Raw genomic sequence first — 22,863 nt, forward strand, 5'->3', positions numbered from 1 at the left:
ATCCTGCACCCTGTTCCTGAGAATTGCCGCCCGTCAGATCTCGCTCTTCACGATCCGGCCATTCGAAAATCACCGACGCGGCACCACGGTGGACAGTACGTTCGGCAACCTCGACCAGTCCGCGGTGATGTAACTTGCGTGCTGCCCGGCCAACAGGTCGAGACGCTCGCTCGCCTCGGTTTCGGTGGCATGGGTTCCGTCGATCTGCGGAGCGACCTTGTGCGCGTCGGTCATGACGAGCAGGTAGCCGCGATCGTGGTACCAACTCGGATCCACGACTCCGGCGGTGTAGTCGAGAGCGTCGCCGTCGAAAATCACGAACCACGGACGGATCCCCGGGTCGGTATAGCGGTCGAGACGTGGGTCTCCCGGTGATGCACGGTGAACAGCGGGAAAGGCGGCGCCGAGTTCGACGAGCCCGGCGGAGGACAGATCTCGCAGGTGCGTCGCATACTGCCGGTCCGTCCACTCCGTATCGAGAGGGTTTCCCTCCTCGATCGTTCCCGGTATCAGCTCGAACAGAAATTTCCCGGTCATTTCGGAATTGCTCGGCCATCCACGCTCGGTGACGGCGGCATCCGGGGTGGAGTAGGACTCCCCCATCAAATCGGCCGGCGTGAAAACCGCGTCTCCGAGTGTCCCGAGAATCAGGGCGTCGAGATCCGCGGGCCCACGTCCGTACCCGGCAGTGAACCCGTCCTTGATTTCCAACTTGATCATCACCGGCGGGTGCTCGGGATTGGCCTCGTGCCACGCCCGCATATTTGCCAGGCATCCACGGAATCCCTGATCTCGTAGACCGCTTCGCAACCCGGATGCGTCCTGAGCGCCGACGCAGTTGCTCTCGCTCGCCACCGGATTCATGTGCGACACACGCCAGTCCGGACCGCCCCCGTTGGTCCACAGGTCCAGCTCGAGCAACGACGCCCCGGAATCCAAAGCGTCGGCGAAGTACGGAAACGTCGCCTTCTCGTAGGAATTGTGGACCCCGACTGACGTGGTCTCGGAAAACGAGCGCACTTGGTTCGTAGTCGTTTCGGCGCCGGCAGAGGGCGCCGAGACGACCGCCACGAACGCACTCATACCGGCTACCAGGATTGCTCGCATGTTCGACACTCTCGCAGAAATCACCCCACGGCAGGATGGAATCGTCAGAGTTAACTGGACAATCGTCTAGATTGCACCGGAGTGGGGCATGATTTCAGGCGGTGGGTGAGGGCAATTGTCAGGCCAATAGCATCAGTGCCGGAACTGATCCGAGTCAGAGCACTCGCCGCACACTCGCAGGAGGAATCGCATGCAGCTGACTCAATTCGTTCACCGATCCCTACGAGCGTCGCCCGAAGCGGTGATGACGATCTCCGACGGCCGAGTGCGCACGTCTCGCGAATCGGTCGACCGGATCAAGAGGCTCGCGGGCGGGCTGCAGACGTTAGGCCTGCGCACCGGTGACAGAGTCGCGATCTTGGCATCGAACTCCGACTACTACCACGAGGCGCTCCTGGCCTGCTGGTGGTTCGGAGCAGTGGCCAGTCCGGTCAATTCTCGCTGGAGCACGGCGGAAATCAGGTACGCCCTGGAAGATTCAGGGTCGACGGTATTACTCGTGGACGAGAATTTTGCTTCCGTCGGATCTACCCTTCGCGAGGCGTGTCCAGGCCTGACCACTGTCGTCTACTGCGGCAACGATCGAGTTCCGGACGGAATGCTCGACTACGAACAGGTGATCGCGGAGGCGATTCCGGTCGACGATCTGCGCGTCGGCGGCGACACGCTTGCACTACTCCTCTACACCGGCGGGACCACCGGAGTGCCGAAGGGCGTGATGATCAGCCATCAAGCGCTGATGACCTCGGCGCTGGGCACTCTCGCGGCAGGCGGCGTGGCAATCAGCAACGGAACGAACCTCGCGGTGAACCCTCTGTTTCACATTGCCGGGATCGTCGGATGGTTGGCTCAGTCGCTGATGGGTGGAACCCAGGTCTTCGTAGCGAACTTCAGCCCACGGACGTTCCTCGAGGCCGTGGACCGCTATCGCCCGACAACCGTGGGTCTGGTGCCGACAATGCTCCAGATGTTGGTCGCCCACAAAAACGAAACGGGCGAAGACGCAACCACCTACGATCTGTCCAGCGTCAGGATCCTGAGATACGGCGCCTCGCCCATATCTCCGACGCTTCTCGGGCAGGTCATGCAAATGTTCCCCAACAGTTCCTTCGCTCAGGGCTACGGGATGACTGAAACCGCGCACATCAGCATGCTGAGTCCAGCCGATCACCTCGAAGGTGGTGATCTCCTCCGCAGCGCTGGTCGCGCGCTCCCTCATTGCGAGGTGAAAATCGTCGATCCGGCCGGCTCGGAACTCCCACCCGGCAAGGTGGGCGAAATCGTCACGTTCGGCAGCCACGTCATGCTCGGATACTGGAACAAACCGAAGGAGACCGCAGAAGTGCTCCGCGACGGGTGGATGCATACCGGCGACGCCGGATACCTCGACGCCCGCGGTTACCTGTTCATCGTCGATCGCATCAAGGACATGATCGTCACCGGTGGCGAGAACGTCTACTCCACCGAGGTCGAAAATGCTCTGGCACAACACGAATCCGTCGCGGCCTGTTCCGTGATCGGTCTGCCCGATGCCCAGTGGGGCGAGCGTGTCCATGCCGTGGTCGTCCTTCGGCATGGTTTCGACGCCGACGCCGACGAACTGCGCGCTCACGTGAAAACGCTGATAGCCGGATACAAATCTCCGCGCACTTTCCAATTCGTCGATGCATTGCCGCTGTCGGCAGCAGGCAAGGTGCTGAAGCGCGATCTTCGTTGCAACGCAACGTAATCCTTTACGACGGTCAGGATTACAGCTTCAATGTCGGTTCTGGGTCGGTGATCAAGCGGTGCAGTGACGGCGACGCCGCTACGGCCTCTCCTAGTTGCGTCGCACTCGCGATTTCGTCGCCGAACTCCGATCGCCAGGCGTGCAGTCGACGCGTCAGTTGTTGCAATCGGTATTCGCGGGTCATGCCGATTGCACCGTGTGCCTGGTGGGCGGCGCGGACGCTCACGAGCGCATTCTGCGAAACCACCAATTTGGTTGCGCTCACTTCGAAGTCGGCGTCGCCTCTGATGAGTGCATGTGCAGTGCGATCGACGGCCAGCGTGGACATCGAAGCCATCTGAGCAAGCGTCACGATATGCTGCTGGACTGCTTGAAACTGCGCGACGGGCCTACCGAATTGCACCCGGTCGGACACATAGCGCCGGGTCAACGTCGACGCCGACTCCATCGCTCCCGACATCTGCACCGAGCGCAAGAACGCGCCGAGCTTGCTGAGAATCCGGGCATCGACCGGGTTGTCGCCGTCAATGGTCCGCGCTTCGGAGAAGGTCAGGCTCTCACGCGGTTGCCCCGCAAGATCCGTCCCGCCACCGATCTCGGCGTCGGAGATGTCAAGGAGTACGACGCGATCACCGAGAACTGCTGCCAGCACTGATGCGGCACTACCCCACGGCACGTCGTGAAAGGTTCCCGACAGGAAACCGTCGTCGGTCCGGCGCACATCGTCGCGCGGCGAACCCGGGGCGACCGTTGCGATTCCGGAGGGCACGGGTAACCCGCCCGCTGTTGCCAGCCTGCCCGCGAGGTACGTCTCGGCGAGCGGCAGCGGCGCAGCGTGCCTCGCCGCCGCGCGCTGGACAGTCACGGCGTCGAGGAGCGAGCCACCGGAACCACCAACCGATTCGGGAAGACCGACCAGAGGTAACCCTAGTTCGACTGCCGCGCTCCATAATCCGGCGGGCAGACCGCCGATCTCCGCCTGCGCTACCACCTCGGTGCCGGACTTCTCGGCGAAAAATTGCTCGACCATCGATTCGAGGTCGGCGTCGAATGTATACGCGTTGATCTGTGACCCCGAATTCATCGGTCCAACCCTTTCACGATCACGGTGCGGAGAATTTCGTTGGTACCGCCGCGAATCGACCACGACGGCGCCACCAGCACGGCCCGGGCGAGCAGCGACTCGTACGGATCGTCGGATGCAAGGTCCGGAGCCCGGCCGAGGTGCCGCGCGACGGTCGCAACACAGTCCTGTTCGAAGCGTGTTGCCATCTCCTTGATCAGCGCGGCCTCCGTGACCGGCGAGCGACCGGCGTCGACCATCCGTGCGATGGACAGCGACATCCCGCGAAAAGCCCAGCAGCGTGCGGTAATCGAGCCCAGATCGGCGAGGGCAGCTGGACCGCCTTGCGCTGCTTGGTTGGCCGCGAAGTTCTCGAGGACCGGCATCAGCGACATCCAACGGTCGACGCCACCTCGCTCGAGTGCGAGTTCACCGGTGTTTTGTCCCCAGCCCGCTCCGACGTCTCCGAGGCGACGCGAATCCGGCACGAAAACATCCTGGAACGACACCTCGCAGAAGTCCTCACTACCGTCGATGAACGGAATGGGTGAGACGGTCAGACCCTCGCTGTCGCGATCGACGATCAGCTGAGTGAGTCCGTTGTGCTTGTCTGCCGAGGTTCGAAGCAGGGCGAGTATGTGTGTGGCGTGGAAGGCGCCGGTGGTCCAGATCTTGGTGCCGTTGACTTTCCAGCCACCATCGACACGTTCGGCGCGAGTGCGCACCGATGCCAGGTCCGAACCCGAGTCGGGCTCACTCATCCCGATCGAGAACGAGAACTCACCGCTCGCGATACCGGGAAGGAAGTACCGCTTCTGTTCTTCCGTGCCGTTGGCGGCGATGCTCGGACCCGACTGTCTGTCTCCGATCCAGTGATAGCCGACCGGCGCTCCCCGCGCGAGAAGTTCTTCGACGACGACCAATCGATCCACTGCTGACCGTCCGCCCCCGCCGTATTCCTTCGGCAGCGACATGCCGAGCCACCCACGTCGACCCAGATCTCGCGAGAACACCGGATCCACCGCCCCGGCCATCCCGAGTCCGAGCGAGTAGGTACCGGGGGTGAGTCGCTTGTCGAGGTACTCCCGCACGTCAGCCTGAAGAGCAAGCTCCTCGATCGTCAGTTCTGTTGCGTCGAAACGCATGACGTCTCCGATCAGTTTCGTGAGTCGATCCGCCGCCCGTGGCGCTTACCCGAATTTTTCATGCGCCCAGCAGCAGGGCGCAGCCGATCTCGAAGAGTCTGTCCGACAGGTCGTCGCGACGGCGAAGCCGGCCGATTCGGACGGCGTTCTCCACAACTGTCAAAGTGGCATTGACGGTGATCCTGGCGGTGGCGGACTCGAGGCCCGGACGGACTTCTTCGAGCATCTTGACCCATAGCGCGACGTACTCACGTTGATTCTGTTCACACGTGCGGCGGAACTTGTCCGGTAATTGGTCGAGTTCGCTGATCAACAACCCGATCAAATGACGCTCGTTGATCGCGAAATCGATATGTGCGGCAAGCAATCCGGACAGCGCGTCCTCCGGGCCGGTTGCGGCGCCGAGAGCCTGTGCAACGCCGAGCCGGCGACGCTCGCCGCCCCTCGCGACCGCGGAGATCAGCAGGTCGATCTTGGCATCGAAGTGGTTGTACACATTCGGGCCTGTCGTCCCTGCAGCCTCACCGATGTCCTCGGTATTGACTGCTTGATATCCACGCTCGTCGAACAGCCGAATTGCTTCGGTCAACAAGAGTTCACGTCTGGGTATCACAACGGGCAGGTGACCCGTTGCCGCCACGACTTTCACTTCTGAGCGACCCAGTTCCGCGTATGCAGCGCGGTCTGCCAACTCGACAAGCAGCAGTTCCATCTGACGCCTCGGCAAGGACACTCGATGCGAAGACACACTGTTGAAGACTGCGATGACAGCCCAGGCGAGCAGATAGCTGTCTTCCTCGTCGAGGTCGGGACGCTCAATTCGGATCAGCGCTGCATCGCGCGAAGCTGCACTCTTGAGGGTCGAACGCATTTCCTCACGTTGCTCGTCAGGCAGATAGCGTGCCTCTCGCTGCCACAGGAGCGACAGACCCCGACGTTTGGACACCGATGCCGCAAGTTCGGTGATCAGTGTTTTCAGATCCTCGGCACCTGCGACCCGATCGTAGAGCGATTCGATGCCTGCGTTGACCGCGGCGTAGAGGAGATCCGGCTTGTTCTTGAAGTGCCGATAGAGCGCAGGTGCCGTGATTCCAACTGCAGCAGCCACCTGAGCGACAGACACGTTGTGATAACCGTGCTCACGGAAAAGCTCACCTGCAGCCGCAAGAATCTGCTGCTTACGGTCGCGGGGCCTGCGTACGACCATCGTGACTCTCTCCTTCGCGGCAGCGGACAAGCTCAGAGTACCGAGCCGAGGAATGAAGCAATGAACCGAACCGTCTACAGCAGCGACGATCCGATGCACCGTTCACGAACACGGAATCCCGCTCAGGAGTAGATGAACGACTCGACCATCCCTCGTTCGGCGGCTCTGTCTGCAAGCGGCCACGCCAACAGCATCAACACGATCCGAACCACCCACTGCGACTCTTGACCTTCAGGATCCAATCCTGCAAGTTCCAGTGCAGTACGCGGGAGCAACGGCGAGGACACGAGATACTCGTCGATTCCGTTGGCCCGCGCTGCCGCAAGGCCGTGGCTCATGGCAGCGTCGGATCTGATCGCGTCGACGGCGACGAGGATCGACTCCACGATGCGCTCGTCGCCGTGCAGTGATTCGACGGCGGTTGCGACCTGGCTCGCCACGGATGCCGCGCCTCGTGACAACAACCCCTCGCGGATCGCGGACTTGCCACCTACGTAGCGGTAGAGCGTTGCCCTCGAACAGCCTGCGCGGGCAGCGACGTCGTCGGCGTTGAACCTATCGAATCCCTGTTCTCGAATCAGCTCTGCCGCAGCCGCGAAGATGCGCTCGGTTGCGAGTTCACGGCGGTTACCGCCGGCCAACCAGTCGGCGGCGCGGCGCTCGTTTGCACCGGTCACTCTCCGTCACCTCGTCTCACTCTGAGACAGATTCAATCAGAAATCTCAAGGCTACGGAAGGCCGCGAGCCTCTGACCTGGGAGAAGTACGATGGGGTTGAAGTGCGTGAGATTTTCTCAAAATGCCAGTTCAGAGGCATTTTCCACCTGTTGACTTCTCCTCGACGGCCGTGAAATCTTCCCTTCGTGACACCATCGACGCTCGACATCAACCCTTTCCTGCCGTCGAACATCGACGACCCGTACCCGCTATACGACGTACTCCGGCGCGAGCACCCCGTGTACCGCATTCCTGATACCGACTTCTATCTGGTGTCCACGTGGGAATTGGTCACCGAAGCCGTTTCCCGTACCGACGACTTCTCCAACAACCTCACCGGCGTGCTGGTTCGTACACCGGACGGTTCGGCAATGACCTTCGACATGAACGGCGGCGGCCAAGCTGTTCACGTTCTCGCGACTGCCGACGAGCCCGACCATCAACACCAGCGCAAACTTGTCTTGCCGACACTGGTCGCCAAACGTATACGAGCACTCGAGCCGGCGATGACCGAGTACACGCAGCAGTTGTGGGACAACGGCTTCGACGGTCGACGGATCGAATGGGTCACGTCGGTAGCGGACACGCTGCCGCTGCAGATGGTTGCCACGCTGATCGGCTTGCCGGCACACGACGTCCCCCAATTGCTGGCGTGGTCGTACGACAGCACCGAACTTCTCAGCGGCATCGTGACCGCAGAACGGTTGACAGGCGTCGTCACCTCGGCGGCCGAACTCACCGGGTACCTCTACAGCAAGTTTCGTGAGGCACGGGCTCACCCGGTGGATGATCTACTCGGAGACCTCGTCCGTTGCTGTGACGCAGGCGAACTCAGCGAAGACGTGGCCGTGCTGATGTTGGTGCAACTCGTCGGTGCGGGTGGCGAATCGACCGCCGGACTGATCGCCAACTCTGCACGGTTGCTCGCCGAGCGCCCTGAGATTCAGACGCAGCTGCGCGAGGACCCTCTACTCGTGGGCGCGTTCCTGGAAGAAACGCTCAGGCTCGAGTCACCCTTTCGCGGACATCACCGACATGTCAACGCGGACACGACACTCGGTGGCATGACACTGGCCGCCGGCAGTCATCTCATACTGCTGTGGGGTTCGGCGAACCGCGACCCCGAGTCGTTCGTCGAACCACGGGTGATGAACCTCGACAGAGTCAATCCCCGAGCACATTTCGCCTTCGGCAAAGGAGCACATTTCTGTGTCGGGGCCGCGCTGGCTCGTCTGGAAGCAAAGATCGCGATCGCAGTCCTTCTCGAAAACAGTGCGCACTTCACAATCGATTCCGAATCCCCACCCCGTTGGGTCCCCAGCATGTTCGTACGCCGCCATCAGAGTTTGCGTCTCGCTGTCACCGGATAGTTTCACTCAGTTGTCGAAATTGTGGGCTATCCAGTCGATCGTCTGCATTCCGAACAGATCAGTTCCCCAACCGTATGGATCCGTGAATGCGCGATCCATACTGCAGTCCGTGGGCTGATAGCTCACGTCCGTCCCTCGGCTTCTGTACGTGTCCGCCAGTTCTCGCGCATCAGCTGCCGGCACAAGTGACATCGGGGAGTCGTCCTTTGCGCACGAAGCTATCAATACCTTCGACGCCGGAGCACCGTGACCCAATACGTTGTCGTCGTACGCGCGCTGGAAACTGGGTTCTGTGATCGGATCGATCCCCGGCTCGAAAAGGCTCGCCAGCGGTACGAACGGAAGCGTGAAGTACGCCGGCATCTGGCACTCATCCCGGTACACGTCGGCAATCGCTCGGCCCACGGGATTGAGTTTGTCGTTCAACTTCATCTCGGGGTACCAGGGTTCGAGGCCAAGGAGCGTCGCAAATCCGAAGCCGGCACCGACCGAGGAATCTGTTGTCTCCATGAATGTTCGGGGCTTGATCACCATTCCCTCGAGGACTGTCGAGACGATGTCGAGTTCCGGTGCGTAGGACTGCGCAGATTCGGCGGCGAATGCAGTACCGACTCCACCACCAGCGATTCCGAACAACGCAATCTCCGCCTCAGGATTCAGCCCGGAATCCTGCACCTGAAATGCTGCACGCACAGCATCCAACTGCGCGTGCCCCGCGAACCTGCCCGCGAAGACGCCGTGAGGATCGCGGTCTCCGTTGTTCCCGACGTCGGATATCACTACGGCATAGCCTTTTCCGAACATCAGTGCCAGCGGACCCAACGCCGACCAGGAGGCGCCGTCCAGCGGATCGCCGCCCGTCCAGTGCGAACTCGGATGACAGTAGCCGCCAACGCTGTCGTTGGCCTCCTGGTAGCTGATGACTTTCTTCTCCGATGCCGGTGTTCCGTCGATCGGGATCATCATGATCCCGGTGCTCACCACCGGCGTCGAACCGTCGATTCCGGTTGTGACGTACATGATCTTGTAGGCGTCGAGCTGTCCCGGTTTGTATCCGGTGAACAGTACATCCACCTTCTTCGACTTCAGGAGATCACCGGGACGCTCGGCGCCGGTCAACACCGGCTCGTCGTAAAACGGATCATCGGGCGTGAGTGCAGTGAAGATCTCCTCTTCGGATGCGAACTCCCCCGAACTGAGAGCACCGACGGTGAACCCGTTGAACACCTCTCCCAGAGTTGGGGTGTCGGTTCGAAACTCCTCGGATACAGGAGTTTGCACGTCTTTCGGGGCATCACTGTCCGGCACCTCAGCTCCAGCCGTTGCTGGCAGGACCAGCGCAACGGTCAGCGCTACCAGCGGCGCCAACCTTCGGAATGTCGCCGACGACATCACTGAACCGTCACTTTCAAACTGGAGAGGGCCGATTCGAGAGTTTGTGGGAGGGTCACCATCGGGCGGTGACTCTCCAATTGAATTTCGTAGGGAACACTCAATGTGGCTACGAGCCGTGGCCAATCTTCTTCGACCATCGCTCGGTACTTCGGCAAGAGCTGTGAGGTGATGTAGTCCCACCGTTCCTCGTACACCGACCAGTTCCAATCCGGGAGGGGCAGTGTCACTGTCGCGGTGCGTCCGTCGGCAAGTGTCGTCGTGAACTCGAGGGGCCGGAACGAGCGAGGCGGGACCACGCCGGCGACCGAGGGCGAGCCGGCAACGGTCGATGCGTAGGTGATCGCTTCTCCCACATCACCTTTGTAGGCGCGCACGGTATCCCACTGGTCGCGGATGATCACCCCTTGCTCACGTTGGAGCAGTGCTACGTTCCCACGTGCAATCCGATTCGAATCGCCGGAAGCTACATCACGCCAGGCGTCCATGACATCCTGACCGAACATTCCAGCACCCTGCATTTCTTCCAGCGCGGGAAGTCCTTCATCCACGTATGCCTGATGCATCGGCATCAGATCCGAGAAGATGTTCTTCTGCATCACCAGGATCATCCCCAGCACATAATCCAAGTCGTCCGCTGTGACGTTCCTGCCCACCGCGGCGAGTGCGCGCAGCCCTGCCGGCAATTGGTTCAGCGCTTGCACGCCAACCTGATACATGACCTGAGAAACTATCGAATTGGCAACATATTGCAGATTCGGAAACGAGTACATGTCCGCCATCAGTTCGAAGTCGATCAGTCCTCCGCCGAAGTCCGCACCAACCTGTCCGCCCATGCCCGCCCACTGCAATTCCGGGTGACCGAGTTGCAGATCCTCGTAGAAGCGGTACGACTTCACCAGGTTCGAGCGATTGGCAAGCACTCCGGCGCGCGGATTCCACGATGAGAGATCGATTCCGGCGGCTTCCGTGGCAGCGACCAATCGATACTGAAACAGCAAGGCCGCATAGGATTCCGGACTGCGACCACTGGCGCGGGCTTCTTTCACAAGGGCTTGCAAGGTGCCGAGATCAGTCGGCAACGCGGGATGGACACCGCCCGGACCGTGTTCGGCATTCCGATTCACCAAAGGCAAATTCACGTACTCGTCCAGCTCGGACGCCGACGCTGAAATCTCTACCGAGAGCAACGCGGACATCGCCAGCGCACATGCCGTCGCGGCTGCGAATACGTCGCGCGCCCAACGACGTCGCCGAACACCTGCCCCCAGGTTCATCCGCATATCGATCCCTGTACTCAGGTCGGCATAGCCCCGATCGACGCCGACACCAAACACTTACTTTGCAGTAAGATAACTCGAGCCCCGAATAAGTGCCAATCCACTGCGAACGCTTCAGGCATCTCTACACGTCGTTGCCGTCTGCAGTTGGTTTATCCAGTTCACGGGCGGCCGAAACCTCTCCAGCGGGCGACCAGCCGGTTACCTGATTGCCCGACACCGTCGGAACATGCGCAGCTACGACTGTGCCCCCGGGTCCGGAAACTCGGGGGCACAGTCCAGACGTCGAGTGATAGGCCGCTACCCGAAGTCAGGCATGTTCTGCCCGCTGTCCTTGTAGAACTTCCACGTGCCGTCCTGCGGCGACTCCATGATGCGGTAGACCTCGGTTGCACCGACAATCCACAACTGGCCGTCGTACCAGTGCAGAGTGGAACCCGATTCGACACGGCCACTTGCGAGTTCGTTGCCGTCGGCGTCGACCACTGCAACCTTGTTACCACCCGCAGTCCAGCCGCCGGTGAGGCCGCCACTCTCGACTGTGTCCGTCAGAACCGGCTTCGGATCAGCCGAGGGGGTGGTCTCCGGCGACGTCGTTTCCGGGGTGGTCGGTGCCGGAGTTGTCGTGCTCGGTGCCGTCGTGGTCGTGGCCTCCGTTGTGCTGGTCGGCTCGGTAGACGTTGTCGGATTGGCGGTCTCGCTCGTGGACGGAGCTTGGGTGGTGGTCGTCTCCAACGCATCAGGCTCGTTCGGCACCATCGCTTCGGCCTGCATCCTGCTCAGAGGGTTCGCCCCGTTGGGTGCCGGTGTCGCCGGATTCCAGGTGGAGACGTTCTCCCAGGCTTGGTTGGCCAACTCCGGACCGGTATTGCCCTGGCATTCGGTCCTGTCAGTAAAGGTGTCCTTGTGGGTGATCTCCACCGAGGTCTTGTAGCCCGACGAGATCACCGAACCATTTACCGTGTGAACGCGGGCATACATCAGGTTCCGATCACCATGGGTGATTCCGGTGATCGACGTCTGATTCGCCGATAGATTGTCCACGCGGACAACATAGTTGGGGTCGGATTTCCTGACGAAGACCACCCTGTATCCGGTGGCACCCGCGACTGGAGGCCAGGAAATAGACACTCGCCTTCCCACCACCGAGTCGTACCAGGGCGCCTCATACCAACAGGAGATCGGACCGGCCGTCAACGGAGTCGGATAGAAGTTGCCCGTCGCCACCTGTGCGCCAGTCGAATTGACCACGTCAGTTGGATTGGCCAGCGTCCCGCTGGCCTGAGCCAGGCCGAACGCCATTGCAGCAGCGCCACCGATTGCGATCAACGACCGCAGCGACTTCATGCGGGTGCTAGCCCGACGCATTTCAATCATTATGAGCCTCCTGAAGCTCCCCGCAGGTTTCGTCAGCATCGACGCGGGCGTCATTTGTAGTGGCGGCGCGGGCATTCTCCAGACGCCGGTCTTTAGTTCGTCCAAATGCGATGACCAGCACCGCGCCTACCAATCCGCCGCCGAGGAAGGTTGCGAGCGGGCTGGAAAGCCAAGCAACGACATAGCCGAGCCCACCGACGCTGATGAACACTCGGTCGGCCTCGGTGATGGTGTAGGGCAGTCGATCAGCCACATTGTTGGCATCGCCCTTGAGCGTGGCGAGCACGGTGTCCGCTCCTGCCGATTCGAGTTCGACTACACGGTGGGTGATGCGCACGCCTTGGTCGTTGTCGACGCTGATCACGTCGCCGATAGCCAGTTCAGTTGCAGGCACGGTCTTCGCCAGCGCCAGCGCACCGGTGGAAATTGCAGGTTCCATCGAACCCGAGCGAAACACCAGCGGTTTGATCCCGAATATCAGGGACGCGAGAGTGGCGATTATGCAGATGAGTCCGGCGACCGCAGCCACATTCAAGGCAATTTCCTTGCCACGACTGCGTCCCACGCTCACCTCCTCATCGGTGCTGTCCATCGCGATGATCACTGCCCCGTTGCGGTGAAGTTGAAGCCCAGATCGGCGATCTTGAACTGCTCCGTCTGACCCGCGGTCGAATCGACGGTCACCTTGATGCACACCTGCTCCGAAACACCGGCAGCGAGTGATCGGCCAGAGACGAGTGTCGGGTTCCCGGAGAACGCTTGCTGCGTCCCGATGATCGGTCCTGAACAGGTACTGCCGTCGTTGGCGCCGGTCTGATGTAGCGAAACCTTGAGCTTCCCGATCAGCGCGGACGAGCCAGTGGCCGTTGCCGATACCGCCCACTGGAAGTTGGCCGTTCCGGTGTTCTGAACCGTCAATGCCCCGGCCTCACTCTGGCCTGGCAGCATGCTGTTGCGCTTGAGTTCGGTGAATTGGTGTGCGGGCCGCTGGTTGTCGACTTTCAGCTGGACCGACGAAGTGCTGAACATGCCGGTGGTCGCAGTAGCGCTGTCGGACCACGCCGCCATCGTGCCGACCGCTCCGAGGCCCAGGACCATGCCCAGTGAGAGCACGGCCCGGGTCCGTATCCAACCGGTCTCGCCCAGACGGCTTCGCATCCGCGCCCCGAGACGCGCGTCGCCGCCCGATTTCTGTTCTGTAGACATTCTGCTGTCCTATTTCGATTCGGAGGTTGGTGCCGATGGATCGGCGGGCAATACCGGCGCGCCGAGTTCAGGGCCGGAAAGAGTCGGGTCTGTGCCACTTTCGTCGTCACCGGCCTTGCCCCGCTTGTCGCGGATGCCACTGACGACCATCCACACGGCATATACAGCCAGGCCCGCAGCTACGCCTGTGGTGAGAATCGAACGCGATTGCCCGTTGATCACCGAGTTCACCCGGCCCAGATACGGCACCGAGTAGATGACCCGACCACGGATCTGCTCGGGCACCAGCGACCACGAGTCGGCGACGGGGTTGTTGTCGCCGCGAGTGTGGATGCGACGCTCCCCTTCGCCCGTGTAATAGATGCCTTCGATGCGGTGGGTGACCACCGCTGGATCGCCGGAGACGGGCTGGAACGTGATCACGTCCCCGGTGGTCAGATCCTCGTTGGGGGTCGGCTTGACCACGATGAGCGTGCCAGGGGGCATGGTCGGTTCCATCGAACCGGTGAGAACCGTGTACGCGGTGGAGCCGGTGAGTCGAGGGATAACGACCATCACCGCGAGAATGCCGACCATCAGCAGCAGCAGTACCCACGAGACGATGGTGCGAGTCCACCACCATAGGGTGGTCTTGTCGTCTCCGCCTTGTTCGGGATCATGTTGCCGCTCAGATGTTTCCACGTGTGCGCTGTGCCGGGGTCGATACTCGGCACGTTCGCCTGCACGCCGGCTTCTCGCGGTGACGGTCATGACTGGCTCACTGAGCTTGCGTCGAAAGTGAACGTCGCGTTGGACTGCTGGCTCGCTGCCGCGCCCTGGCCCAGCGTGGCCCGCAGGCACAACACCTGCATCTGCCCGGCCGGAACCAGCTGTTCGGAAAAGGCCGCGCCGTCCATGGCACCGTTGTAGAGCTCAGTGCCCACGTCGCCAGTGGCGGTGCAGGCCGCCTCGTTGGCTACCTTGGCCACGCGCAGGCTCAGCGGCGGTGGGGTGGCGCCGTTGAGTACAACATCGGAAAGCACGTAGTTCATCTGCACGTTGCCGGAGTTGATCACCGGCAGAGGCATCTGAATGCTGTCGCCCGGGCCCTTGTTGTCCAACTTGAACCCATCGAGGTTGAACTGCTTGACCCCTTCACCGCCGGCAGAGATATCGAGCATGCCTGCCTGGATAGTGCCGCCGGTCGATTCTGCGGTATCGCGCCACAGCGCGCCGGTCTGCTGCACCGAGACGAACCCGATGAGCAGAACCGACGACGCTGCGATCGCCCATTTGTACTGGGTCTTCACGTGACCTTCTTTGGCTTAGTTGAGCGTCTGCTCGAGGGTGACCGCGCCGCCGGCGAGGCTGGCGGTCTTCGTCTGACCGGTGTTGTCGCCCGCGGCCCCCGCGTTGAATGTGATGGTGGTCGTGAACGTTGCCGCCTGATCCAGGCCGGCGGTGTATGTAGTCACGGTGCCACTAGCCGGGGCCACGGTCAGCTGATTCAGCGTGACGAGGTCTCCGGTGACCCCCGTGAGCGAAGGCGTCAACTTCGCCTTCAGGTTCGTGCCAACGAGGTCGATGCTGTAGTTCGCGGTGTAGGTGACGACATCACCGGGCACAATCAGGTCGCTCGCGGGATTGAAGGTACTGCCGTTTGCCCACTTCCACACGCCGGCGCCGACCTGCTCGACCGACAGCGAACCGGCGCCAACCGTCTGCGGAGCGCCACCGTTGGTAGACGAGTTCCACGCGGCCATGGTTCCGGCACCGCCTGCGAGCAGAACGGCAGCCGCACCAGCGGCGATGGCACCCTTTGTGGTCTTGTTCATCTGGTATTCCTCCTGTGCAGTTCGCGGCGGGACATCCGACGCGCTTGGTTGAGCCCGGGCCGTGCGGATGTGCACTCCGGTGAAACAGCCCCAGGAAGGGGCATGGGAAATGAAGCCGCCGAATTGAATTCGGTGACCGAGAAGGTTGGCGATGCGCGGAGATGGTCGAGATCGCCCCGCGCATCGCGAGGTCTAAGTGGCCGGTTGGGCCGGAGTGGTTATCCGCCGAGGCTGCCGAACAGGTCGAGACTTCCGAGCGAACCGGTGCTGCTTCCGAGCGAACCGCTGCTGCTGCCACCTGGATCGGTGGTTTTCGCCGTGACCTTCACCGTCACCGCGGTAGAGGCCGGGCTGGTCCCACCCTCATTTGTCGCAGTGGCGGTGATCGGATGACTGCCGGGCGTGGTGATCGTCAGGTTGCAGCTGAAGTTCCCACTCGTATCCGCGGTGGCGGTGCAGGTGGCGCCGCCTCCGGTCACGGTGACGGTACTGTTCGGCTCTGCCTTGCCGGAGACCTTGACGGGTGTGCCCGCCTCTACTTCGGCCGAACCCAGAGTCAAACCGGTCGGCGCACTGGGAGCAACAACGACGGGCTCGCCCTCCACCAGGACGAGACCCCAGCCGGGGTTGATCTCGTATCCCTGCAAAACTTCGCCGGCAGGGATGCCAATCATGAAACCAGCCATCACGTTGGCGTTCTGTGCGAGAGGCGTTTTCACCAGCTCGATCCGCGTCGACGAATTCGCATTCGGCCCGATCACGAACTGCTGGCCGACCTGGCCGTCGAGCTTGCCCCGCACTGTCGCAGTGCCGCCGCCCGAGACGGACCAGCTCTCACTGAAAAGAGTGAGCGTGGCAGGAAGGTCGCAGACATTACGAACGTTGAAGGCCAACTGCGTGCCCTCGTCACCGGGGATCGGGATGTAGTCGGTTCCACTGGGATCGAAGGCCGCCGGCTTCACCCAGGGTCCACCGTTCTGGGACATCTCCAGGCACTGGTCAGTGATGTCGTCGCCCGGGGCGGCCGCTGCGCTACCAGGTGCAAGCAGCGCACCCGAGGTCGCGAGGAGCAGTGCAGCCGGCAGAGCCGCCAACACAGCAGTGGCGCGCCGGGGGAGACGGGATTCTCGTCCGTCCCCGACCGGGAAAAATCGAGGCATGTGAAGACTCATTTCGTCTGTCCCGTTGCCGGGCATTGGGTGAAGAGATGGCGGAACGAGGTACATCCGCCATCGGTGCCAAACATGTTGCAGAAAGCTTGCGAGCCGAACCGTGACGCTGTGCATGCCCTCGCTCATACATAGCAACCGCTCCGCTTCGGATCAATTTTTATCACACGTATCAGCTTTTGTGGCGGTTTTACTGGTCAAACGTTCAGAAGGAAGTTCGACATCCCTCAAGGGCTAATTCTGCACCCTGACCAGTACCGTTAGAAATAGTTAGCTGTGCATCGCAACTATTTACCAAAAGGTGTTCTGCGATCGAACGGGCGATTCATTCCGATCCAAACAAGAACAAGTTCTAGATACTCTTGGTATGTCCGGGAATCCACGAACGAACTCGCCGAGAACAGCGACCCTCGAGCAAACAGAAGGATCGAGCCGTTTCGAGACCCCCGCATTTCGTCCACTAGCGCCACGGACACGGGCGCCATCGATCGCTGCGCCCCGCCGGATCGGCCGGCCAGGACAAACTCTCGCGCGCTCCGAAACCAGCACTCCACCAATAACTTTGTCCGACCATCGAATCGCGACTGCCCGTTCTGCATCCAAAGCTGTGGGCCGGGAAGCAAATTCGCTCCCCGGCCCACGTGCATCTACAGTTGCGAAGCCGGTAAGGAGTTGACTACCGGCACCCAATCCCAAGGTAAAACGACGAGCATCTACGCCCCGAAGACGGTCTCACCTCCGACAACCGTGCGCAGGACCGACAGTTCATTCAAGTCTGTCGATTCGCTGCGCAGCGGATCTCCGTCGAGCACAACAAAATCCGCCAAAAGTCCCACCGCTATCCGACCTTTGTCCGATGACTCACCGGTGAGACGAGCGGCTGCGCTTGTGTAGCCGGCCAGCGCCTCGGACGCGGAAACCCGTTGCTCCGCACCCAGAACATGACCTTCTCGCGTCACACGATGTACGGCGGTGTTCATCGTGAAGAGCGGGTTCACTGGAGTGACAGGGCAGTCGCAATGCAGCGCGTAGGCAAGCCCCGCCGCCACGACCGACGCCACGGGGCTGATCCGCTCGCCGCGACCCGGTCCGAGAAAACGATCGCGGTGCCGGTCACCCCAGTAGTAGACGTGGTTCACGAAGATCGACGCCACCACCCCGAGTTCGACCATCCGCGCGATCTGATCTTCCCGCAACGTCTGAACGTGCTCGAGGCGATGCGAAACTTCGATGTCCGGGTGCGCCGTCCGTGCCGCTGCAATTGCGTCCAACGCAAAATCGATGGCCTGATCACCGTTGGTATGAATCGCAACCTGTCGGCCGGCGGCGTGATGTTCCTCGACGAGTGCCCCGAGCGCACCTGCCGGGATTGCCATTCCGCCGCAGTGGCATCCGCCCAGATCGTGGTACGGCGCGGTCAGCGCAGCGGTGTGCAACTGAATCGACCCGTCCGAAATGAGTTTGACGCCGCCCACACGAACTCGGTCTGTCGAATCGGCGAGTTCACCCAACTGATCGTGCACCCCGTGGCCGAGATAGAGGCGCGCACGCAGCCTCAAGTCACCATCGGCGTCGAGTTGCCGGTACGCCTCGTACATCTCGGCCGTGACGTACATGTCGTGGAAACTCGTCACGCCCACCGACGCCATGACTTCCTGCGCCCGCAGCATCGCGATCTTGGACGCGTCCGGGTTCATATCCGGAACAAGTCCGTGAACCAGAGACATCGCCGGAACCTCGCACAGTTCACCGGTGGGTACACCGTCGCTGTCCCGAACGATGACACCACCTTCCGGATCGACCGTGGTGGCATCGATTCCGGCCTTCTCCAGTGCGACCGAGTTGACATAGATCCCGTGAGCAGACAAGTGCCGCAACAGGATCGGATGCTCGGTGGAAGCTTTGTCCAGATCAGCTACGGTCAGGCCTCGATCTTCCGCCACGAGGCTGTCGTCGAAGCCCCACGCTTCGATGGGCTCGCCAACTGGTGTGATCGCGGCCCGCGTGGCCAACGCCGTGATCAACTTCTCGATGGTCGGGCACGTATTCGTCGTTGCGTCGACCCCACTGAGCATCAAACCCCACATCATCGGATGAAGGTGCGTCTCGATGAACCCCGGCACAACCACCGCTCCGGCGAGATCGACAACGGAGGTTTCGGAATCGGTCAGCGCCGAGATCTCGGCGTCAGTTCCGAGGGCGACAAATCTGCCGTCCTTGACTGCCACAGCGGTGGCGTTATCGCCGACCGCACCGTCCATGGCCCTGATGTCGCCGTTGATGTAGATGTGGTCAGCCGCCGTGGTCATACGCTTGTCTCCATTCGTTTTCCGACAACAGTCGTCGAGGATTTCTTCGCGGGTATCCGCGTCGCCACAACCACTCCGGCCAAAATCATTCCGGCACCCGCAAGTTGGACGAGAGTTGGGGTCTGTGCAAGCAGCACTGCGCCGAACAACAGTGCTGACGCCGATTGCAACACGAGGCTGGCGGCGACTGCACTGGCAGGCAGACGCTGACTGGCGCTGGCTACCAGCAGCCACCCGATCACCTGAGATACCAACGCGAGCAGCACAAGCCAACCTTGAGCTACGAGTGACGGTGTCAGATCCAAAGTTCCACTCACGAGGCCGTATGCACCTGCCGTGAGGGCAGTGGCTCCCGTCGAGACGAACATCGGCAACGCCGTTCTGCCCGCCGCCCGAGTAGCCAGACCCATCAGGAAGATGTAGACCGCGTACGCGCCTGCGGCGATCACGGCAAACGACACTCCGACAGCAGGATTCGACCCGGTGAGCGTTGTGCTCGCCCCGGCTACCAGAGCAACTCCGACAAAGAGCAACGGAAGGCTGGCGACCAGTTCCCGGCCGATCCGTTGGCGCAGAACAACGTAGCCGAGGATTGCGACGAACAGCACCTGCAAATTCAGGATCACAGTCGAAAGACCTGCCCCGATCGAATGAATCGACTCGTGCCAGAACACCAGATCGATTCCGAGGAACGCGCCGGCAAGTAGAGACTTCACGATCCAGGGCGCCGAGATCGAAGGCCGGGGTGACCGACGACGCTGAACGAGCACGAGCATGCCGAGAGGGATGAGCGCATAGAGACACCGAAAGAATGCACCCGTCGACGGAGACACTCCTGAGAGTTCGTAGAGCACCGAGGTCAACCCGAGGATGCATGCACCGGTGACGACTACGCGCAGGTCACGACGGCGTAGTTGATCGCCGGACAGCTCGCGTGGCGATACTTCATCACTCATGGTGATAATGTATCACCGACGCGAAGCCTGTCATACAGGGAAGATGCGTGCATGAGAACTCCGGTTACCCGTGAACGCGTGATCGCTGCCGCAGCCGATCTGGTCGACAGCAAAGGCGCCGACGCTCTGGTACTGAGTCAACTCGCCGAGACCCTCGACGTCCGGCAGTCAGCGCTGTACAAACACGTCGACGGGGTCGACGACGTCCACCATCAACTCAGCCTCCTCGCACGCAGCCTTCTCGCCGAACAACTGCGTGCCGCCGCGGTCGGTCTCTCGCGCGACGACGCCGTCATGGCGCTCGCGGACGCATGGCGTGCGTTCGTCCGAGTACACCCCGGGCTCTACGCCATCACCGACCGCTACCCCACTGCTCCGCATCCCGATCTGGTCTCCGCCGTCGGCGAGGTGGTCGACGTCATCAACAAGGTGATCGCGGGATACGGTCTGAGCCCGGATGATTCGGAGCAGGCGGCGTGGTCTCTTCGCAGTGCGCTGCACGGCTTCTGCATCCTCGAATCGGTAGAGGGACAACCGGCCGGCACCGACCCGGATCGGGTGTATCGACGACTGGTCGAACTTCTCTGCGCCGGTATTGCTCGTATGTAGATACCGGCTCCTGTTATCGTCGGATGAAACAACACAGACCAAAAAGGATCAGACATGGTTGGTGAACTCGACATCTCCGGATAAAACCGGGCATGACGGCCACCGGCAGACGCCTCGGAGCGCTGCCGTCGTGGCCATGTTGTCGTTCACTTACCCGACTCTTCGCGGAGCAGCGTTGCCGCGCCCGCACAACACCTGAGGTCTATTCATGTCCGATACCTACATCGTTTGCTCGAATCTGTCTTTTGCCTGGCCGGACGACACTCCGGTCTTCGACGAATTGTCATTCACCGTGCCCGGCGGCCGAACCGGGCTGGTGGCCCAGAACGGCGTCGGGAAAAGCACTCTGCTCAGATTGATCGCCGGCCAGTTGCGGCCGCGCGCCGGCAGTGTGTCCGTCGACGGCGTTCTCGGATACCTTCCGCAGGACCTGCCACTGACGAGCGATCTGACCATTGCCGAGGTCTTGGGCATCGCCCCGACGCTCGCTGCGTTGGACGCAGTCGAATCCGGGGACACACGAGAAGAACACTTCACGACAATCGGGTCCGACTGGGATATCGAGGAACGAACGCGAGCCCAACTCGGTCGACTCGGTTTGGCCGACATGACGTTCGATCGTCGCCTCGACACTCTGAGCGGCGGGCAGGTCGTCTCGCTCGGACTGGCGGCGCAACTCCTGCGACGCCCCGATGTCCTTCTCCTCGACGAACCCACCAACAACCTCGACCTGGACGCGCGCCGCAGGCTTTACGACGTTCTCGACGACTGGAGTGGTTGTCTGTTGGTGGTCAGTCACGATCGAGGACTACTCGACCGCATGGACCGCATCGCCGAACTTCACAGCGGCGAGATCAGCTTCTACGGTGGCAATTTCACCGACTACGAAGCCGCGGCACGCTCGGCTCGCGAAGTGGCGGAGAAGAACATCCGCAACGCCGAGCAAGAGGTCAAGCGCGAGAAGCGCGAACTGCAGCAGGCCCGAGAACGTGCTTCGCGACGCGCAAGTAACGCTGCCCGCAATCTCGGGAACGCGGGCTTGCCCAAGATCTTTGCGGGGACCATGAAGCGCAATGCTCAGGAGTCGGCAGGCAAGGCCAACGAGACACACCTCGCCCGGGTCGACGCGGCGAAGGACCGACTCGACAAAGCGGGCCGCGCTCTTCGAGACGACCAGACGATTTCACTCGAATTGCCTGGCACACATGTACCCGCCGGCCGGACGGTGTTCCTCGGTGAGCGAATGCAATTCGCGTTCGGTGATCATGCGATCTTCGCCGACTCCGGAATCGACCTGGCCATTCGAGGACCGGAGCGTATCGCGTTGACCGGGCCGAACGGCGTCGGAAAGTCGACGTTGCTACGCATCGTCAACGGGGATGTGGCGCCGACTTCCGGTGAGATCACGCGAGCCGACGGTCGAGTGGCATACCTGTCGCAGAGGCTCGACCTACTCGACCCCGCACGCACCGTCGCAGAGAACTTTGCCTTGTCTGCTCCAGGCCTACCGGCACCGGAACGCATGAACATCCTGGCGCGCTTCCTCTTTCGGGGTGCGGGTGCTCATCTTCCCGTCGCTGCACTCTCGGGCGGTGAACGACTGCGGGCTACATTGGCGTGCGTTCTCTTCGCCGATCCGGCCCCGCAGCTGCTTCTTCTCGACGAGCCGACCAACAACCTCGACTTGGTGAGCGTTGCTCAACTCGAAAGTGCCCTGAATGCATATCAGGGGGCGTTCGTGGTGGTCAGCCACGACGAGAGATTCCTGGCCGAGGTCAAGGTCGAACGCTGGCTCAGGCTCTCGGACGGCCGTTTGACCGAGGTCGCCGCACCGGGCGCATTGGGCTGACACGAGAAGTGAACAGGCGAAAGGCCTTCACACACGATGTGTGTGAAGGCCTTCGTCTGCACTACTGGTCAAGGCGTCCTGGTGTACACCGGATCGTCGAAGGATCGACGTTGCGTCACCCAGTCCGTGGACAGGATGTTCTCGATCACGTCTTCACGGGATTCGTCGAACACGACAATCCGATCGGCGATTCGCCATTCACCGTGGCGCCTTTCGAACCTGTCGACGTAACGGCATTTGATCGTCGCAAGCGTCTGCACCGTATCCGTACCGGAACGCTCTTGCCGCAGAAAGCACAAACAGTACGACTCGCACTGAGCGACATCGCCGTTGACGTCGATCAGTATGTTGGAAATGCAGTGAATCGACGAGTCGATCGTCTTGTGTCTGAGCTTCATGTCTTCGATCAGCCCGTCGACGGTTCCGATGTAACCGCCGTGGTTGTCTATCGCGTCGTCGAAGTAGCAGAGGGCCACGCTGTCGAAATCCTTCCGATCGACGGCCCGAGCGTAGCGATACAGAACTTCGGTGATTTCTTGCTTGTCAGCGAGGGACACGGTCAGGC

21 protein-coding genes are annotated in these 22,863 nt (G+C 61.5%); 4 read left to right on the plus strand and 17 right to left on the minus strand.

The features are described 5' to 3' along the window. Positions 1–69: 69 nt before the first annotated feature. Positions 70–1,107, minus strand: coding sequence for a phosphatidylinositol-specific phospholipase C domain-containing protein (locus ACVZUB_RS24355; RefSeq protein WP_482627839.1), 1,038 nt, complete (start codon positions 1,105–1,107; stop codon positions 70–72). A gap of 190 nt (positions 1,108–1,297) precedes the next feature. Between ACVZUB_RS24355 and ACVZUB_RS24360 the strand changes: the two genes are divergently transcribed. Beyond that, positions 1,298–2,836, plus strand: coding sequence for an acyl-CoA synthetase (locus ACVZUB_RS24360; protein ID WP_209447942.1), 1,539 nt, complete (start codon positions 1,298–1,300; stop codon positions 2,834–2,836). A 19-nt stretch (positions 2,837–2,855) separates the two neighbouring features. On the opposite strand, the gene ACVZUB_RS24365 is transcribed toward ACVZUB_RS24360, so the two are convergent. The 4 genes from ACVZUB_RS24365 to ACVZUB_RS24380 all read right to left on the minus strand — a co-directional run bounded on the left by ACVZUB_RS24365 (position 2,856) and on the right by ACVZUB_RS24380 (position 6,928). After that, positions 2,856–3,920 (minus strand): acyl-CoA dehydrogenase family protein, encoded by a 1,065-nt coding sequence (locus ACVZUB_RS24365; protein WP_030535203.1) that lies wholly within the window; start codon positions 3,918–3,920, stop codon positions 2,856–2,858. Beyond that, positions 3,917–5,044 carry an acyl-CoA dehydrogenase family protein gene (locus ACVZUB_RS24370; protein ID WP_030535202.1) on the minus strand — a complete coding sequence of 376 codons (1,128 nt, stop codon included), beginning with the start codon at positions 5,042–5,044 and terminating at the stop codon, positions 3,917–3,919. Before ACVZUB_RS24370 ends, ACVZUB_RS24365 begins: the two co-directional genes overlap by 4 nt. A gap of 58 nt (positions 5,045–5,102) precedes the next feature. Further along, entirely contained in the window at positions 5,103–6,251 is a 1,149-nt protein-coding gene (locus tag ACVZUB_RS24375) for a TetR/AcrR family transcriptional regulator (protein ID WP_030535201.1), read from the minus strand. 122 nt (positions 6,252–6,373) lie between these two features. Continuing rightward, positions 6,374–6,928 (minus strand): TetR/AcrR family transcriptional regulator, encoded by a 555-nt coding sequence (locus tag ACVZUB_RS24380; protein WP_007731448.1) that lies wholly within the window; start codon positions 6,926–6,928, stop codon positions 6,374–6,376. A gap of 185 nt (positions 6,929–7,113) precedes the next feature. On the opposite strand from ACVZUB_RS24380, the gene ACVZUB_RS24385 reads away from it, so the two are divergent. Beyond that, complete coding sequence (locus tag ACVZUB_RS24385; RefSeq protein WP_234551322.1) at positions 7,114–8,337, plus strand: cytochrome P450; 1,224 nt, start codon at positions 7,114–7,116, stop codon at positions 8,335–8,337. A 6-nt stretch (positions 8,338–8,343) separates the two neighbouring features. Here the strand turns inward: ACVZUB_RS24385 and ACVZUB_RS24390 are convergent, their stop codons facing one another. The 11 genes from ACVZUB_RS24390 to ACVZUB_RS24440 form a co-directional block, all read right to left on the minus strand. Beyond that, positions 8,344–9,729, minus strand: a complete 1,386-nt coding sequence (locus tag ACVZUB_RS24390; RefSeq protein ID WP_482627840.1) for a lipase family protein — start codon at positions 9,727–9,729, stop codon at positions 8,344–8,346. Further along, on the minus strand, positions 9,729–11,012 hold the full coding sequence (locus ACVZUB_RS24395; RefSeq protein ID WP_482627841.1) for a hypothetical protein: 1,284 nt from the start codon (positions 11,010–11,012) through the stop codon (positions 9,729–9,731). Before ACVZUB_RS24395 ends, ACVZUB_RS24390 begins: the two co-directional genes overlap by 1 nt. A gap of 297 nt (positions 11,013–11,309) precedes the next feature. Next, positions 11,310–12,377, minus strand: coding sequence for a hypothetical protein (locus tag ACVZUB_RS24400; protein ID WP_230793104.1), 1,068 nt, complete (start codon positions 12,375–12,377; stop codon positions 11,310–11,312). Position 12,378: 1 nt separating this feature from the next. Continuing rightward, the gene (locus ACVZUB_RS24405; protein ID WP_482627842.1) at positions 12,379–12,990 is read right to left on the minus strand and encodes a signal peptidase I; all 612 of its coding nucleotides are present in this window, start codon (positions 12,988–12,990) and stop codon (positions 12,379–12,381) included. After that, a complete protein-coding gene (locus ACVZUB_RS24410; RefSeq protein ID WP_021332053.1) occupies positions 12,987–13,592 on the minus strand; it encodes a SipW-dependent-type signal peptide-containing protein in 606 nt (201 codons plus the stop codon). Before ACVZUB_RS24410 ends, ACVZUB_RS24405 begins: the two co-directional genes overlap by 4 nt. Before the next feature lie 9 nt (positions 13,593–13,601). Then, on the minus strand, positions 13,602–14,273 hold the full coding sequence (locus tag ACVZUB_RS24415; RefSeq protein ID WP_223304718.1) for a signal peptidase I: 672 nt from the start codon (positions 14,271–14,273) through the stop codon (positions 13,602–13,604). 65 nt (positions 14,274–14,338) lie between these two features. Next, a complete protein-coding gene (locus ACVZUB_RS24420) occupies positions 14,339–14,881 on the minus strand; it encodes a hypothetical protein (RefSeq protein ID WP_019745195.1) in 543 nt (180 codons plus the stop codon). A 15-nt stretch (positions 14,882–14,896) separates the two neighbouring features. Next, on the minus strand, positions 14,897–15,406 hold the full coding sequence (locus ACVZUB_RS24425) for an alternate-type signal peptide domain-containing protein (RefSeq protein ID WP_019745196.1): 510 nt from the start codon (positions 15,404–15,406) through the stop codon (positions 14,897–14,899). A 218-nt stretch (positions 15,407–15,624) separates the two neighbouring features. After that, on the minus strand, positions 15,625–16,566 hold the full coding sequence (locus ACVZUB_RS24430; protein ID WP_003939877.1) for an Ig-like domain-containing protein: 942 nt from the start codon (positions 16,564–16,566) through the stop codon (positions 15,625–15,627). Between the two features lie 722 nt (positions 16,567–17,288). Next, a complete protein-coding gene (locus ACVZUB_RS24435; RefSeq protein WP_482627843.1) occupies positions 17,289–18,884 on the minus strand; it encodes an amidohydrolase in 1,596 nt (531 codons plus the stop codon). Then, on the minus strand, positions 18,881–19,840 hold the full coding sequence (locus ACVZUB_RS24440) for an EamA family transporter (RefSeq protein WP_165638895.1): 960 nt from the start codon (positions 19,838–19,840) through the stop codon (positions 18,881–18,883). Before ACVZUB_RS24440 ends, ACVZUB_RS24435 begins: the two co-directional genes overlap by 4 nt. A gap of 51 nt (positions 19,841–19,891) precedes the next feature. Here ACVZUB_RS24440 and ACVZUB_RS24445 point away from each other — a divergent pair, with 51 nt between their 5' ends. Together ACVZUB_RS24445 and ACVZUB_RS24450 are read left to right on the plus strand one after the other, a co-directional pair. Continuing rightward, on the plus strand, positions 19,892–20,449 hold the full coding sequence (locus ACVZUB_RS24445) for a TetR/AcrR family transcriptional regulator (protein ID WP_021332048.1): 558 nt from the start codon (positions 19,892–19,894) through the stop codon (positions 20,447–20,449). Positions 20,450–20,657: 208 nt separating this feature from the next. Further along, positions 20,658–22,298, plus strand: coding sequence for an ATP-binding cassette domain-containing protein (locus tag ACVZUB_RS24450; protein ID WP_165638896.1), 1,641 nt, complete (start codon positions 20,658–20,660; stop codon positions 22,296–22,298). A gap of 68 nt (positions 22,299–22,366) precedes the next feature. Here the strand turns inward: ACVZUB_RS24450 and ACVZUB_RS24455 are convergent, their stop codons facing one another. Beyond that, entirely contained in the window at positions 22,367–22,855 is a 489-nt protein-coding gene (locus ACVZUB_RS24455) for a nuclear transport factor 2 family protein (RefSeq protein ID WP_030535188.1), read from the minus strand. Between the last annotated feature and the right edge of the window lie 8 nt (positions 22,856–22,863).

Source organism: Rhodococcus sp. OS5, from assembly GCF_056837585.1.

What these genes read in the sequence shown, in the direction of transcription:
- ACVZUB_RS24355 (WP_482627839.1), bottom strand. Translation starts at nt 1,107, where the DNA reads ATGCGAGCAATCCTGGTAGCCGGTATGAGTGCGTTCGTGGCGGTCGTC.
- ACVZUB_RS24360 (WP_209447942.1), top strand. Translation starts at nt 1,298, where the DNA reads ATGCAGCTGACTCAATTCGTTCACCGATCCCTACGAGCGTCGCCCGAA.
- ACVZUB_RS24365 (WP_030535203.1), bottom strand. Translation starts at nt 3,920, where the DNA reads ATGAATTCGGGGTCACAGATCAACGCGTATACATTCGACGCCGACCTC.
- ACVZUB_RS24370 (WP_030535202.1), bottom strand. Translation starts at nt 5,044, where the DNA reads ATGCGTTTCGACGCAACAGAACTGACGATCGAGGAGCTTGCTCTTCAG.
- ACVZUB_RS24375 (WP_030535201.1), bottom strand. Translation starts at nt 6,251, where the DNA reads ATGGTCGTACGCAGGCCCCGCGACCGTAAGCAGCAGATTCTTGCGGCT.
- ACVZUB_RS24390 (WP_482627840.1), bottom strand. Translation starts at nt 9,729, where the DNA reads ATGTCGTCGGCGACATTCCGAAGGTTGGCGCCGCTGGTAGCGCTGACC.
- ACVZUB_RS24395 (WP_482627841.1), bottom strand. Translation starts at nt 11,012, where the DNA reads ATGCGGATGAACCTGGGGGCAGGTGTTCGGCGACGTCGTTGGGCGCGC.
- ACVZUB_RS24400 (WP_230793104.1), bottom strand. Translation starts at nt 12,377, where the DNA reads ATGCGTCGGGCTAGCACCCGCATGAAGTCGCTGCGGTCGTTGATCGCA.
- ACVZUB_RS24410 (WP_021332053.1), bottom strand. Translation starts at nt 13,592, where the DNA reads ATGTCTACAGAACAGAAATCGGGCGGCGACGCGCGTCTCGGGGCGCGG.
- ACVZUB_RS24425 (WP_019745196.1), bottom strand. Translation starts at nt 15,406, where the DNA reads ATGAACAAGACCACAAAGGGTGCCATCGCCGCTGGTGCGGCTGCCGTT.
- ACVZUB_RS24430 (WP_003939877.1), bottom strand. Translation starts at nt 16,566, where the DNA reads ATGCCTCGATTTTTCCCGGTCGGGGACGGACGAGAATCCCGTCTCCCC.
- ACVZUB_RS24435 (WP_482627843.1), bottom strand. Translation starts at nt 18,884, where the DNA reads ATGACCACGGCGGCTGACCACATCTACATCAACGGCGACATCAGGGCC.
- ACVZUB_RS24440 (WP_165638895.1), bottom strand. Translation starts at nt 19,840, where the DNA reads ATGAGTGATGAAGTATCGCCACGCGAGCTGTCCGGCGATCAACTACGC.
- ACVZUB_RS24445 (WP_021332048.1), top strand. Translation starts at nt 19,892, where the DNA reads ATGAGAACTCCGGTTACCCGTGAACGCGTGATCGCTGCCGCAGCCGAT.
- ACVZUB_RS24450 (WP_165638896.1), top strand. Translation starts at nt 20,658, where the DNA reads ATGTCCGATACCTACATCGTTTGCTCGAATCTGTCTTTTGCCTGGCCG.